The sequence below is a fragment of the Streptomyces sp. NPDC002619 genome (assembly GCF_042889305.1).
GTDB lineage: Bacteria > Actinomycetota > Actinomycetes > Streptomycetales > Streptomycetaceae > Streptomyces.
The window spans coordinates 1-12,490 of the sequence record NZ_JBIAQV010000090.1 but is presented as its reverse complement, the minus strand read 5'-3'; the positions used below and the strand labels follow the sequence as shown (position 1 = coordinate 12,490).

At 69.5% G+C, this 12,490-nt stretch carries 11 protein-coding genes and 8 pseudogenes; 9 read left to right on the top strand and 10 right to left on the bottom strand.

Going from position 1 to position 12,490, the window contains the following annotated elements:
* Window positions 1–413 precede the first annotated feature (413 nt).
* Window positions 414–662 (top strand): annotated as a pseudogene (locus ACFYXB_RS44305) (LLM class flavin-dependent oxidoreductase); the annotation flags it as partial.
* Here ACFYXB_RS44305 and ACFYXB_RS44300 read toward each other — a convergent pair.
* Window positions 649–819: pseudogene (locus ACFYXB_RS44300) on the bottom strand (GvpL/GvpF family gas vesicle protein); the annotation flags it as partial. The pseudogenes ACFYXB_RS44305 and ACFYXB_RS44300 overlap by 14 nt on opposite strands.
* Window positions 820–997: 178 nt before the next feature.
* Entirely contained in the window at window positions 998–1,792 is a 795-nt protein-coding gene (locus tag ACFYXB_RS44295; protein WP_389591075.1) for an STAS domain-containing protein, read from the bottom strand.
* Between the two features lie 127 nt (window positions 1,793–1,919).
* Here ACFYXB_RS44295 and ACFYXB_RS44290 point away from each other — a divergent pair, with 127 nt between their 5' ends.
* Window positions 1,920–2,267 carry a helix-turn-helix transcriptional regulator gene (locus tag ACFYXB_RS44290; RefSeq protein ID WP_389591073.1) on the top strand — a complete coding sequence of 116 codons (348 nt, stop codon included), beginning with the start codon at window positions 1,920–1,922 and terminating at the stop codon, window positions 2,265–2,267.
* Window positions 2,268–2,295: 28 nt separating this feature from the next.
* Here ACFYXB_RS44290 and ACFYXB_RS44285 read toward each other — a convergent pair.
* A pseudogene (locus tag ACFYXB_RS44285) lies at window positions 2,296–2,418 on the bottom strand (aldehyde dehydrogenase); the annotation flags it as partial.
* A gap of 244 nt (window positions 2,419–2,662) precedes the next feature.
* Between ACFYXB_RS44285 and ACFYXB_RS44280 the strand changes: the two are divergent.
* From ACFYXB_RS44280 to ACFYXB_RS44270, 3 genes are read left to right on the top strand one after another with little or no spacing between them, the layout of a single operon-like run.
* The gene (locus ACFYXB_RS44280; protein WP_389591071.1) at window positions 2,663–3,337 is read left to right on the top strand and encodes a HemK2/MTQ2 family protein methyltransferase; all 675 of its coding nucleotides are present in this window, start codon (window positions 2,663–2,665) and stop codon (window positions 3,335–3,337) included.
* A complete protein-coding gene (locus ACFYXB_RS44275) occupies window positions 3,330–3,593 on the top strand; it encodes a CDGSH iron-sulfur domain-containing protein (RefSeq protein WP_389591070.1) in 264 nt (87 codons plus the stop codon). The genes ACFYXB_RS44280 and ACFYXB_RS44275 overlap by 8 nt, the downstream gene beginning before the upstream one ends.
* Window positions 3,590–4,612 (top strand): iron-containing redox enzyme family protein, encoded by a 1,023-nt coding sequence (locus ACFYXB_RS44270; protein WP_389591069.1) that lies wholly within the window; start codon window positions 3,590–3,592, stop codon window positions 4,610–4,612. The genes ACFYXB_RS44275 and ACFYXB_RS44270 overlap by 4 nt, the downstream gene beginning before the upstream one ends.
* 4 nt (window positions 4,613–4,616) lie before the next feature.
* On the opposite strand, the gene ACFYXB_RS44265 is transcribed toward ACFYXB_RS44270, so the two are convergent.
* The 5 genes and pseudogenes from ACFYXB_RS44265 to ACFYXB_RS44245 all read right to left on the bottom strand — a co-directional run.
* The gene (locus ACFYXB_RS44265; protein WP_389591068.1) at window positions 4,617–4,979 is read right to left on the bottom strand and encodes a low affinity iron permease family protein; all 363 of its coding nucleotides are present in this window, start codon (window positions 4,977–4,979) and stop codon (window positions 4,617–4,619) included.
* A gap of 41 nt (window positions 4,980–5,020) precedes the next feature.
* On the bottom strand, window positions 5,021–5,443 hold the full coding sequence (locus ACFYXB_RS44260; protein WP_389591076.1) for a CBS domain-containing protein: 423 nt from the start codon (window positions 5,441–5,443) through the stop codon (window positions 5,021–5,023).
* A gap of 355 nt (window positions 5,444–5,798) precedes the next feature.
* Window positions 5,799–6,221, bottom strand: a complete 423-nt coding sequence (locus tag ACFYXB_RS44255; RefSeq protein ID WP_389591067.1) for a CBS domain-containing protein — start codon at window positions 6,219–6,221, stop codon at window positions 5,799–5,801.
* Between the two features lie 87 nt (window positions 6,222–6,308).
* Window positions 6,309–6,960: pseudogene (locus ACFYXB_RS44250) on the bottom strand (MFS transporter); the annotation flags it as partial.
* Window positions 6,961–7,013: 53 nt separating this feature from the next.
* A pseudogene (locus ACFYXB_RS44245) lies at window positions 7,014–7,249 on the bottom strand (zinc ribbon domain-containing protein); the annotation flags it as partial.
* A gap of 97 nt (window positions 7,250–7,346) precedes the next feature.
* Here ACFYXB_RS44245 and ACFYXB_RS44240 point away from each other — a divergent pair.
* Window positions 7,347–8,330 (top strand): annotated as a pseudogene (locus ACFYXB_RS44240) (cation diffusion facilitator family transporter).
* A gap of 91 nt (window positions 8,331–8,421) precedes the next feature.
* On the opposite strand, the pseudogene ACFYXB_RS44235 reads toward ACFYXB_RS44240, so the two are convergent.
* Window positions 8,422–8,650, bottom strand: a pseudogene (locus ACFYXB_RS44235) (hypothetical protein).
* A gap of 111 nt (window positions 8,651–8,761) precedes the next feature.
* Here ACFYXB_RS44235 and ACFYXB_RS44230 point away from each other — a divergent pair.
* On the top strand, window positions 8,762–9,307 hold the full coding sequence (locus ACFYXB_RS44230) for a type 1 glutamine amidotransferase domain-containing protein (protein WP_351366791.1): 546 nt from the start codon (window positions 8,762–8,764) through the stop codon (window positions 9,305–9,307).
* 79 nt (window positions 9,308–9,386) lie between these two features.
* On the opposite strand, the pseudogene ACFYXB_RS44225 reads toward ACFYXB_RS44230, so the two are convergent.
* Window positions 9,387–10,500 (bottom strand): annotated as a pseudogene (locus tag ACFYXB_RS44225) (complex I subunit 5 family protein); the annotation flags it as partial.
* Window positions 10,501–10,639: 139 nt separating this feature from the next.
* On the opposite strand from ACFYXB_RS44225, the gene ACFYXB_RS44220 reads away from it, so the two are divergent.
* Entirely contained in the window at window positions 10,640–10,942 is a 303-nt protein-coding gene (locus ACFYXB_RS44220; RefSeq protein WP_389591066.1) for a hypothetical protein, read from the top strand.
* 267 nt (window positions 10,943–11,209) lie between these two features.
* Entirely contained in the window at window positions 11,210–12,241 is a 1,032-nt protein-coding gene (locus tag ACFYXB_RS44215; protein ID WP_389591065.1) for an NAD-dependent epimerase/dehydratase family protein, read from the top strand.
* The last annotated feature ends 249 nt before the right edge of the window (window positions 12,242–12,490 follow it).

The window sequence follows — 12,490 nt, the reverse complement described above, 5'->3', positions numbered from 1 at the left end:
TGGCAAAAGGACAGGGCGGGCATCCCGGCTCGCACTCTGGCTGGGAGTGGATCACTTGACCTGCGGGTCCGTGAGCCAAAGTGACCACCACGGCCAGCGGTTCGTCCCTTTCCCAACGGAGTCGTGAACGCCCGGGGTTCCTCACAAGGAACAAGCTGAAGCCCCTTGGCGAGACGCGCCCCTTGACCGACGCGGGCGGACGACGCCGTGATCCGCGCGGCCGTCGCCACGGACGCCCCCGCCCTGGCAGTGACCCCGTCATTGAGGCGGGCGAGACGTCTCCTGCGGCAGGTATCGGAGCGCTGCTGCGCTCGAAGTGACATCGAGCATGCGGGGGGCCACCGGTTTCCGACCCGTGTGCTTGGTTACCCGAAAGACGCCCCGGATCCTTTCGGTGACGGAGGTGTTGGCTCATGCCCGAATTCGGCTACTTCCTCTCGTGCGAGGAGTTCGGACCCGCGGATCTGCTCGACCAGGCGCGGGCGGCCGAGCAGGCCGGATTCCAGTCCTTGTGGATCTCCGACCACTACCACCCGTGGAACGACGCCCAGGGCCAGAGCCCGTTCGTCTGGTCCGTGATCGGCGCGCTCTCGCAGGCGGTGTCACTGCCCGTCGAGACCGCCGTCACTTGTCCCACCGTACGTATGCGGCCCGCAGTGGTTCCTGGGCGAAGTCCCCCTCCGGTACGTGGCTCACGACGGCGACCAGGCCGTGGTGGGTCAGCAGCCTGGGCGGGTCGCCCGCCACGCCCGTCAACTGAGCCTGGAGGGCGCCGCCGAAGGGGCGGCAGACCGCGTATACGTAGCGCATTCCCGTCATCCGGACTCCTCCCGCACGCGGACCGGCTCCAGTTCGGCCAGACGTTCCGGCAACTCGGCGTGCTCACGGGCAAGTTCACGTCCGTAGGGCTGCGGGAATCGAGACACGCGGCGCAGCCGACCCACCGGGAACAGCTGTACGACCGGGTAGCCGACGTGACGGTCAATCGTCGTTCGCGCTACCGGGAGGTCGATTGTGCCTCAGCCGTGCCGACCTTGGTCAGGACGTCGCTGAGTACCAGCTGTACGGACTCCGGCAGGGGGGTGCCGGAGACGGTGTCCACCAGGCCCTGGGCGACGCGGTGCACCTTGGCGTTGGTGTGTTGCGAGGTCATGACCAGAGCGCTCCAGGCGTCCTCCGGGGTGAGTCCGAAGGAGGCCATGAGGATGCCGCGGGCCAGGTCGATGGTCGGGCGCGTCTGCATGGCCCGGCGCAGCTGTATGACTTCGGTCCGCAGTCGCTCGTCGGCGCCGTCCGCCCAGGCCGGTGCCGGAAGCGGAGCGGGGGGAGGGGCGCGGTCGGCGGAGATTTCGGGTGCCGCCTCGGGGCCTGCGTCGTCCGAGGTGTCGGAATCGGAGTCGTCCGCCGCCTTGAAAAAGGGCCACGTACCGGTCAGCGTAAGTACGCGGTGGACGGCGGGACTGGCGGCGCGAATGGTCACGGTCTTGGACTGGCGGCGTGCCTGCAGCCTCACGGCCAGCAGGGTATTGAGTCCGGAGCAGTCACAGAACGTGACCCCGCTCAGATCGAGTTCGATGCCCCAGACCGACCGGGTCACCGCCGCGCGCAAGGCGTGGTCCAGTTCCCAGTCAACGTCGATGTCGAGTTCTCCACGCACTGTGACGGTCGTGCGGTCGCCGTCCACGAGGACGTCGAACGTGAGCGCCGGCGTCTGGCTTACGCCTGTGACCTCGGCGAACCCGGTGCAGGCACCGTCCGTCCCCGCTTGAGCGAAGTAAGGCACCTGTGGCATGGCTGCTTCTCCCGTGAGGATTTCGCCTGCTTCACCACGCTCCCCCAAGAGACAACACACGTCAAGAGATACATGAAATGATCTTCATGTTTTTGTATACGCGAATGCCCTCTCGTAGGATTGCCTTATGGATGGACTCCCTGGACAGCGGACGACGTGGACGTTCCTCACCAACCACGCGCGCGTTCTGGCCACCATCGCCGACGACGCGAATGTACGCATCCGCGACATCGCAGCGCACTGCCGACTCACGGAGCGCGCCGTCCAAAAGATCATTTTTGATCTGGAGCAGGACGGCTACCTCTCCCACACCCGGGCCGGCCGCACCAACATGTACCAGATCGAAGCCGACAAGGTCCTGCGACATCCCGCCGAAGCCGGACTGACCGTGGCATCCCTGCTCTCCGTCCTCGCCCACGACGACGCACAGCGCACCGCCGATCTCGACGGCGACGCTCCCACCGACGGACGCTAGACACGGATCGGCTCGACGGTGTCGCCGCTCAGTGATGGCCGTTCGGATGCAGGACCACCTTGGTCCAGCCCGCGTCGCGGTTGTCGAAGTACTCATACGCCGTCGAGGCCTCGTCCAGGCTCAGTTCGTACGAGACGACGAAACTGGGGCGCCCGTTCGTGTCGATCGGGATGGTGCCGATCCTCTCGGCCTGCCGCAGCCGGTCGGCATGGTGCCCCCCCCACACCCGCCCGATGCCCCTGAGGATCGCCGCGTGGGCGTGCACGATCCGGGCCAAACCCTATGCAGGAAACCATGGGCGTTACTTCTGGTGCCGAGGGGTACTCGTGTGCCGTCGCTGGCGTGTGTCCGGCGCACCACCCGCTACGTCGATCACATTTTCTCGAGGCACCCCCATGCCGACCGAAACCCTCATCTCCCCCGCCCTGCCGCGCTGTTGGGTTCCCCGGGGCGTCTACGCGCCGCAGGCCGACACACGGCTCCTGCGGCGGGCGATGCGGCGCGAGGGGATCACCAGCCGGACGGACGTGCTCGACCTGGGCACCGGCAGTGGCGTACTCGCGGTGGAGGCGGCTCGGCTGGGCGGGCGGGTCACCGCGGTGGACATCTCCTGGCGGGCCGTCGCGGCCGCCTGGTGCAACGCGCTGTTGAACAGACAGACCGTCCGCGTGCGCCACGGCGACCTGGCGTCCGCCGTGCCGGGCCGTCGCTTCGACCTCGTGGTCACCAATCCCCCGTACGTGCCCGCTCCGTACGAGGATCCCCGGGGCACGGCCAGGGCCTGGGACGCCGGGGCGGACGGCCGGCTGCTGATCGACCGGATCTGCGACACCGCGCCGGCGGTGATGCGCTCGACGGGAACGCTGCTGATCGTGCACTCGGACCTGTGCGGTGTCGACGACACTCTGGCCCGGCTCACGCGGGCCGGTCTGCGCCCGGAGGTGGTCGACCGGGCCCGACTGCCTTTCGGCCGGGTGCTGCTCTCCCGCCTGGCCTGGCTGCGCGAGCGGGGACTGGCCGACGGAGGCACGACCGAGGAGCTGGTGGTGATCCGTGCCGAACATGCCTGACCGTCCCCGGCGTATCCAAGTCCAGCGCGACGGGCCCCTCCTGGTGGAAGGGCCAGTCGAAGTGGTGGGCGAGGACGGCGAGGTGACGGTCTCGACGCGCTTCACGGTGGCGATCTGCACCTGCCGCCGCAGCCGGATTCAGCCCTGGTGCGACACCAGCCACCGCCGCCGCGAGAAGCGGCAGGGCCCGGCGACCGGAGGCCGTGCGGAATCCGGCCGCGGCGGCACGACGCACCCCGAGGGCGATGCCGTATGACGAGGGTCAGCCGACGGGTGGAGCGGTACGCGCCTCCGCCCCTGCCCGAGCCCCGCGGCGCCCTGTCGGACGCGGTGGTGAGCACCCTGCGCGGATCGGCAGGCACCAACCACCCACCGCTCCCCGCCGCCTGCTCCGCCTATGGAGACGACCTGCAACTCGCCCTCTACCTCCTCTACGAGCTGCACTACCAGGGCTTCGAGGGAGTGTCCGAGGACTGCGAATGGGACAGTGGCCTGCTGGCCCGACGCGGCGCGATCGAGGACCACTTCCTCGGCGCCCTGCGCACGGACGTCCCGATCGATGGCGCGGAGACCGCCGAACAGGCGCTGGACGAGCTCCAGTTGGAACCCATCGGCGATGAGGGCAGCGTCTCGCACTTCCTCCGCGACCGAGGCAGTCTCGAGAACCTGCGTGAATACGCGGCGTTGCGCTCGCTGTACCACCTCAAGGAGGCGGACCCGCACGCCTGGGTCATTCCCCGGCTCCGCGGGCGGGCCAAAGCGGCCATGGTCGCGGTGGAGTTCGACGAGTTCGGCGCGGGCCGGGCCGACGAGATCCATGCGGAACTGTTCGCCGACCTCATGGCGGACCTGCGGCTCGACACGTCATACGGCCACTACGTCGACGCCGCGCCGGCCGAGGCGCTCGCGACCGTCAACCTCATGTCCCTGTTCGGGCTGCACCGGGCGCTGCGGGCGGCGCTCGTCGGGCATTTCGCCGCCGTCGAGGTGACCTCCTCCCCTGCTTCGCGCCGCCTGGCCGAGGCGCTGCGCCGGGTGGGCGGCGGTCCGGCCGCCGTTCGGTTCTACACGGAGCACGTGGAGGCGGACGCCGTACACGAACAGGTCGTACGGCATGACGTCGTCGGCGGGCTGCTCGAGAGCGAACCGCGGCTCGACGCCGACGTGGTGTTCGGGATCCGCGCGACCTCCTACCTCGAGGACCGGCTGGCGGCCCGGCTGCTGGGCGCCTGGCGGGAGGGAGGCTCGGCCCTGCGCGGAGAGAGATCTGAGTGAGGCGTCAGAGTTCCTTCTCCATACCGATCGCGTTGCGCAACCTTTCGTCGGCTTCGTGCTTCCCGTCTCCCTCCCGGGCGAGCAACGCGGCCGCGATGCTGTCGAGTTTGCGCTGGATGGCGTGCTCGGCTCGGCGCTCGGAGTTCTTCAGCAGAGCCAGCAGGAGCAGGTTCACCGACGTCATGACGTCGCCCACCAACAGCTGCCAGTTCAGGCCGAGACCGGCGGCGTGGATCGCGATGAAAACCAACACCAGCAAGATGCAGAAGCCGTAGAACACCCTGGAGCTCGTGAAGTTGGAGGCCGTTTCGGCCAGTCGCTCGAACCAGCCCCGACCGTCCCGAGAACGCTCCGCCGGGTGCGTCATGGTCTTCGACCTCCTCGACCCTCCTGCCGCGCGTAAGGGGACTACATGTTGGGCCTGGCGGCGCTGATGTCGCCCAGAGCCGAGTTCTCGTCCCGTTCGATCGCCAGGTCTCCAAGGGAGGCAATGCCGATCGGCTGGTCGGCATCGTCGACGACGGGAAGACGGCGGACGGTGTGCTCACGCATCAACCCGACCGCCTGGTCGAGGCTGTCGTCCGCGGTGATGGTGATCAGGTCGCCCCTGCAGGCCCGGGCCACGGTCGTCCGCTCGGGGTCCGTGCCTTCGGCGAACGCACAGACCACCAGGTCGCGATCGCTCACCAGGCCAGGCAGCCGGCCATCCTCCGTCACCAGCACGGCGCCGACGTCCTGGTCGCGCATCAGCCGGGCCACGGCGGCCACCGCGGCCTGTGGCTCGACGGTCACAAGATCGTCGCTCATGATGTCACGCACACGCTGGGCTATGACGAGCCCCTTCCGTCGTCGGATGTCATGTCTCGGCGACCGGGTACCCCCGCTCGCGCTGCCTCACCTCACCGACGCCGGGGTCCAGCGCCGCGTTCCGGGTACCCGGTGGGCACGCATCCGTCGGGCGCGATGCGGCCCCTACCATGCACCGGCTGCTGCCCCTGCTGAAACCGGTCGAGGATCCCGCGTGGCGGCGGAAGATCGAGGACAACGTGGCGCGCTGGTGGGACGTCATGAAGCGCCCGTGCCGCAGTCGACGCCGGGAATTCCTGGACCTTGGACTTGAAACCCTGCCTGTCACGAAGTCCAGCCCGGCCCCTTGTTGGCGAACGTGCCCGAGCGGACCACGCCTTCACGTGCTGGGGGTCGGTGCCACCGTAGGGGCGTGGTCGGGCTGGGTGTGTTGTGCGGTCTGCAGGTCAGTGAGGGCGACCACGCCCACGGGGGTGCCGTGGGCATCGACGACCGGGAGGCGGCGTACGCCGTGGTCGCGCATCAGACCCGCCGCGTCGCCGATCTCCTCGTCCGGGCCGACGGTGACCACGTCCTCGCTCACGGTCCGGCCCACCGTCATGTGCTCCAGGTCCGTGCCGTCGGCCAGGGCGCGGACGACCAGGTCGCGGTCGGTGACCAGGCCCCTGAGACGGTCGTGGTCGGTCACCAGGACCGCGCCGACGTCCTGGTCGCGCATCAGCCGGGCCACCTCGATCACCGGTTCCCGCGGTTCGACGGTCACGGGAGAGCTGGTCATGATGTCGCGTACGTAGTGAACCACGACGGGCTCCTTTCGCGTTCGAGCGGTGCCGGTCACCCTTCCACCGCCGGGTACCCATCCCCCGCACACGTCAACGTCCGCGCGCGCCTACGCCGGGCCCTCGTCTCCCAGCGCGGAGAGCGGTGTCGCGATGTCCTCGAGGGAGCGGCCCTCCGCCGTGACCGCGAAGAACACTGCGACCAGCCCCGCGAGGGGCATCAGCGCGGCGCCGACGCAGAAGGCGAGGACCGCGTCGGAGACGACGCCGCTCTCGGTCAGGCCGGCGAAGACGAGCGGTCCGGTGATGCCGCCGACGGCCGTGCCGAGGGCGTAGAAGAAGGCGATCGACATCGCCCGGGTCTCCATCGGGAAGATCTCGCTGACCGTGAGATAAGCCGAACTGGCGACCTCCGGCGCGAAGAAGAGGACCACACACCAGCACACCGTCATGGTGATGCGTCGAGGACCCCGGCGTCGAAGAGTACGGCGGTGCCGAAGAGCAGTGGCCCCGACAGGGCGCACGTGCCGGCGATCATCGGCCGCCGTCCCCAGGTGTCGAAGAGGCGCCCGCGAAACAGCGGGCCGAGGAAGTCGCCGAGCGTGATCACGGCAAAGTAATAGCCGGTCACTCCGTTCGGGACGTCGAAGAACCGCACCAGGATCGAGCCGAAGCCGAAGGTGATGGCGTTGTAGAGGAACGCTGCCCGACGAGGAGCGCGAAGCCCAGGGTGGCGCGCTGGGGGTAGCCCTGGAAGACGGTGTGTCACCTCCCTGAGGGGAGGTGATTCCTGCCACGGTCGTCTGACCGTCTCGGTGGGTTCCTGCTTCAACGCGCTGTGCCGGTACGAGTACCGGTTTTACCCGCGCTCCACAGGCTGACACCGTCAGTCCGGCGGCCATGGCGACGTTGACCGCAGCGTTGCTGTCCCGATCCAGGACGGCCCCGCGCAGGCACCGCAGTCCCATACGCGGATGTGGAGGGACTTGGGGCTGTCCTTGACGCCGCAGTCCGAGCAGACCTGAGAGGTCGGCTCGAACCGCCCGATACGGTTCGTGCACGGACTTGGCCAGGCGCGTGCAAGCAGGAACCGGACCGGGTACCCGTCGGGCGCGAACGAGACTCAGGACGGGACGGTACGGTACGGCGTGACAGCACAGCGGACGGGACGGAGTGGGCGGGAGCAGGACGGCCGGACGCGGGTGACGGTTCTGGTCGCCCTCGGCGCGAATCTGGTGATCGCCGCCGCGAAGGCGGTCGCCGGTCTGCTGGCCGCCTCCCCCGCGCTGCTCTCGGAGGCCGCGCATTCGGTCGCGGACAGTCTCAACGAGGTGTTCCTGCTGGTGGCGCTGTGACGCAGCCGCCGCCCCCCGGACGCCCGGCACCCCTTCGGGTACGGCAAGGAGCGCTACTTCTGGGCGCTCCTCGCCGCCGTGGGGATTTTCGTCATGGGCGGCTGTTTCTCCGTCTACCAGGGGCTGCACGCGCTGCGAGCGGGCGGTCAGGAGTCGCACGAGGGCTACGTGGCCGGACTCTCCGTCCTGGGCGTCGCGCTGCTGGCCGAAGGCGGCTCACTGGTGCGCGCCCTGCACCAGGCCCACCGGAAGGGGAAGGTACGGGACCCTGCGCTGCGCACCGTGATCGCCGAGGACTCGACGGCGGTGCTCGGCGTGGTGCTCGCCGCCGTGGGGATGATCCTGCACCTGGTGACTGGGCAGGTGGTGTGGGAAGCCGCCACCTCCGTGGCCATCGGTCTCCTGCTCGTCTACGTGGCGTACCGGCTGGCGCGGGAGGCCCGGGACCGGCTGATCGGCGAGGCCGTGGATCCGGAACTCAGCGGCCGGATCGGCACGTTCCTCTCCTCCCAGAAGGAGATCGACAATGTCGCGGCCCTGTTCACGATGCGGCTCGGACTCGACTCGGTGCTCGTGGCCGCCCGTGTCGACCTCGCACCCGGCATCGACAGCGAGCAGGTCGAGCTGGCGTGCGTACGGATCAGGCGCCGGATCACCGAGCAGTGGCCGCAGGCCGACCAGGTCTTCCTCGACATCACGGAAGCACCGCACACCGATCCGCACGCGCCCGGCTCTCGCCGGTGGAGCCGGGCGTCGAGCCGCCCACGGGAGGCGTGAGCACCCGGATCTGGTACGGCAGCCGGTCGTTGCCCAGGGGCCCGGGCCGGTCGGCGTCGTACGCATGGTCGGTTCGTCCGTCGGCCCTTGGTCAGTCGTGGGTGTGGCGGGTGCCCCGTTCGTCGACCATCGGGGCGGTCGGCGGGACCATCACCCGGTAGCGGCGCGCGATACCCGCGAAGACGACGGTGCCGATCAGGCCGACCGCCATCAGAATCACGCCGACCACATCGAGGTTGGCGCCCTTCACATGCCAGTCCGTAGCGAACGTGAGGATGGCTCCTACGGCCATCAGGACGATTTCATCCTCCCAAGCCCATCGATTCTCACCCTTTTCCGTGCGATTGGCTCACACCTTCGGGTACCCGGGTGGGAACCGCCAATCTGAGCCGACGCCCGGCAGATCCGGGTATCGAGAGGAGTGAGCAGAGGTGAGGATCGCCTTTCTGGTAGCGCCCGAGGGCATCGAGCAGGTGGAGCTGACCGAGCCGTGGCAGGCCGTTGTGGACGCGGGTGACACGCCGTCGCTGGTGTCCACGCAGGCGGGGCGCGTGCAGGCGTTCGACCATCTCGACCGGGCGGACACCTTTCCCGTCGACGAGGTGGTGGACGAGGCGGACCCTGCGGACTACGGGGCGCTCGTGCTGCCCGGTGGTGTCGCCAATCCGGACGCCCTGCGCATGGACGACGCCGCCGTGGCGTTCGTGCGGTCGTTCTTCGACGCCGGAAAACCGGTGGCCGCCATCTGCCACGCGCCCTGGACACTCGTGGAGGCCGACGTGCTGGGCGGCCGCACACTGACGTCCTGGCCCAGTCTGCGCACGGACATCCGCAACGCCGGCGGCACCTGGGTGGACGAGTCGGTCAGCATCTGCCGCGAGGGCCCCAACACGCTGATCACCAGCCGCAAGCCGGACGACCTGAAGAACTTCACCACCGCGTTCACACAGGAGTTCGCGAAATCACCGGCGTCCTGAGAGCCGTTCGAAGCCGACGCGTCTCCCTGCAGCACCACCGGCCCGTCAGCTCACGCGGACAGCACCACCCGACAGCACCACCCGACAGGACCAGCACGCCGAGGACCGTCGTGCCGACCAGCAACCAGGCGACGTACTCACCGATGTGCCCGGACTGCATACGTCGCAGCACGCACGCCCACGCCGGTTCCGGCAGGCGGGCCGGGCGGTGGCTGGCGTCGGCCGCGAAGCCGCAGGCCAACGCGGTGGAGAGCAGACCGAGGAGGATCCCGTGGGCGGCCCAGTGGGGCGGGGTGCCGTCCTTGGAGTGGACCGCGTGGAGCGCGCCGTCCGCGAGGTCCGGTACGCGACCGATGGCGAGCGCCCCGGCCAGGAGCGCGGAGGGGACGGCGAGCATGGTGACCGGTACGCCGCGCAGCAGTCCCCGGGTCTCGGGCTCCTCATCGCTGCCGCTGGTCTCCTCGTGGCACTCGCCGTGGGGGGCGGGGGCCGAGCCCGGCGAAGACCCGTCCTGCCGCCCTGAGCACCGCGGCCGCGGTCAGCGCGGAGACGGCGACGAAGACCGCGGTGAGCAACGGGCCGACGGCCTCTTCGGCGGCGGCCTCGCCCAGTGCCGTACCGAACGGTGGCAGTCCGGCCAGCGCCAGACCGCCGAGCGTGAACAGGACACCGACCACCGGCAGATCGCGGGCGCGCCCGTGGAGGTCGTGCTCGTCGACGCTCGCGTAGCGGTCGAGGAGGATGCCGACGCAGGCGAAGAGGACGGCCTTCACACCCACGTGCGCGAGGACGTACAGGCCCACGCCCGCGGTCGCGTCGGGGGTGAGCCGGGCGATGCCGGTGAGGAAGAGGCCGGAGTGGGCGACCGTGGAGAAGGCGAGCAGTCGCTTCAGATGCCGCTGCAGCCAGCACATCACCGCACCGAGCACGGCGGTGAGCACACCGATGACGGTCAGGGCGCGCTCGACGGCGGATGCCGGGATGCCGCCGGCGCCGGAGAAGACGAGGGTGTGGACGCGCCAGATGCCGTAGACGCCGAGTTGGACCATCACTCCGGACAGAAGCATGCACACCGGCGTGGGCGCGACGGCGTGGGCGTCGGGCAGCCAGAAGTGGAAGGGCACGGCCGCGGCCTTCACCAGCAGGCCGGTGACCACCAGGACGAACGCGGCGAGGACTAGTGCCGCATCAGGCAACGTTCGCCCTGTGGTGATGTGTCGCCCGGTTGCTGCGCCGGGCGGCATCGGACGGCCAGAATGATCAGGTGGCTGAACGTCGAGGTGACCGAAGACGTGGGGGCGGGACGGACATCAGGAAGGAAGGTTGACGGTCATGACCGGAGCATCATGGACGACGGCAGGGGTGTTCGCGGGACGGGGCGGCGTGCGTACCGACGAGGCCGGAATCGTGACCGGCGACCTGACGTTGCACACCACCTGGGATCGCGGCAAGGCCCATGTGGCGGTTCAGTACAGCGGCGCCTCCCAGTGGTTCACCCTGGCCGGAAGCCCGGTGCCCTGCCCCACCCGGCAGGAGAGCCGGCAACTGCACCAGGCGGTCGTGGAAGCTGTGCGGGCCGGCGGCGGTGCCACCGTTCCGCAGCACGACCGCGCGTGGAGGGCGTCATCGGCGTAACGCGGCAGGATGCCGGTACCTCGGGGCAGGCGAGCAGGCTGTCCTGATGAAGCTGTGGTACCCGACCTGGCAGCACGAAGGCGGCGGCCGACGTGTCGTTTGCGCCTCTCGGTCGCCCGGCGGATGGTGGAAGTGGGGGAGGCTGTCGCAGGCAGATTGCCCGCCGGGCCTTCCGCGTGGCTGGGCGACCGGAGATTTCCTCCCCACGGGCAGAAGCTGTCACTCGAAGTTGACCCGTCCACTTACCCCGAGGGGCAGGCGAGAGCAATGGCATCCCCTGACATGCGGGTGGTCGTCGTAGGTGCCACCGGCAATCTCGGCACCAGCATCGTCAAGGCACTTGGCACGGACCCGTCCATCGGCTCGGTCCTGGGACTGGCACGCCGCCTGCCACAGTGGTCCCCGCCCAAGACCGGGTGGGCGAGTGTCGACATCGCGGACGAAAGTGCCGACCTGACCACTCAGCTCGCCGGCGCCGACGCCGTCATCCACCTGGCCTGGCTGTTCCAGCCCACGCACCATCCGACGACGACCTGGCGCACCAACGTCCTCGGATCGGTACGCGTCTTCGACGCGGCGGCCGAAGCGGGCGTGCCCACCCTGGTGTACGCGTCGTTCGTCGGAGCGTACTCACCCGGGCCCAAGGACCACGCCGTGGACGAGTCCTGGCCCACCCACGGTTGGCCGGAGGCCGCGCTGTGCCGGGAGAAGGCTTATCTCGAGCGTGTCCTGGACACCTTCGAGCGCGATCATCCCGCCATGCGCGTCGTCCGAATGCGGCCCGGCTTCATGTTCAAGGCCGAGGCCGCGTGCGAGCAGCACCGCCTCTTCCGCGGCCCGTTGGTGCCGAAACGGCTGACTCGCCCGGAGCGCATGCCGGCCTTCCCCGACATCCCCGGCATGCGGTACCAGGCTCTGCACACCGACGATGCGGCTGCGGCCTTCTGCCAGGCCATGCTGCGGGATGTGCGCGGAGCGTTCAACCTGGCTGCCGAGCCGGTGGTGGACGCCGCGATGCTGGCCGAGCTGTTCGGCGGCCGGACCGTCTCGGTGCCGGGCTGGCCGGTCCGGGCCGCTGTCTCCGCCGCCTGGCGGGCCCATCTGCTGCGTACGCCTCCGGAGCTGTTCGACGCCATCATCCATTTCCCGGTCATGGACACCTCGCGGGCGATGCGGGAATTGGATTGGGCTCCGACGTACACCGTGCAAGAGACATTGCAGGAGTGGCTGCGCGGGCTGCGCGAAGGCGCGGCCGTACCGACCGCACCCCTGGCCTCGGCGACCGGATCCGCCGCCTGAGCCCGGTCGCCACAGGCCTGGCGTGCGTCGCAGGATGCCTCACCGCGTTCGTGGACGAGCGTGGTGGTTCCGTTACTTCGATCCTCAATGGATCTCAGCAATCCAGGCATTTCGGCCCGGGTGGTCCGTCACATCACCAAAGCGTGAGGGCTTTGGCTTGAGTACGGTCTCCCGTTTCCGTCTGCCGCTGGTGCGGCAGGTTTGCGCCACCTGCCCGCCCCGTCCCCGTCTTGCGGCGGGGACGGGTGA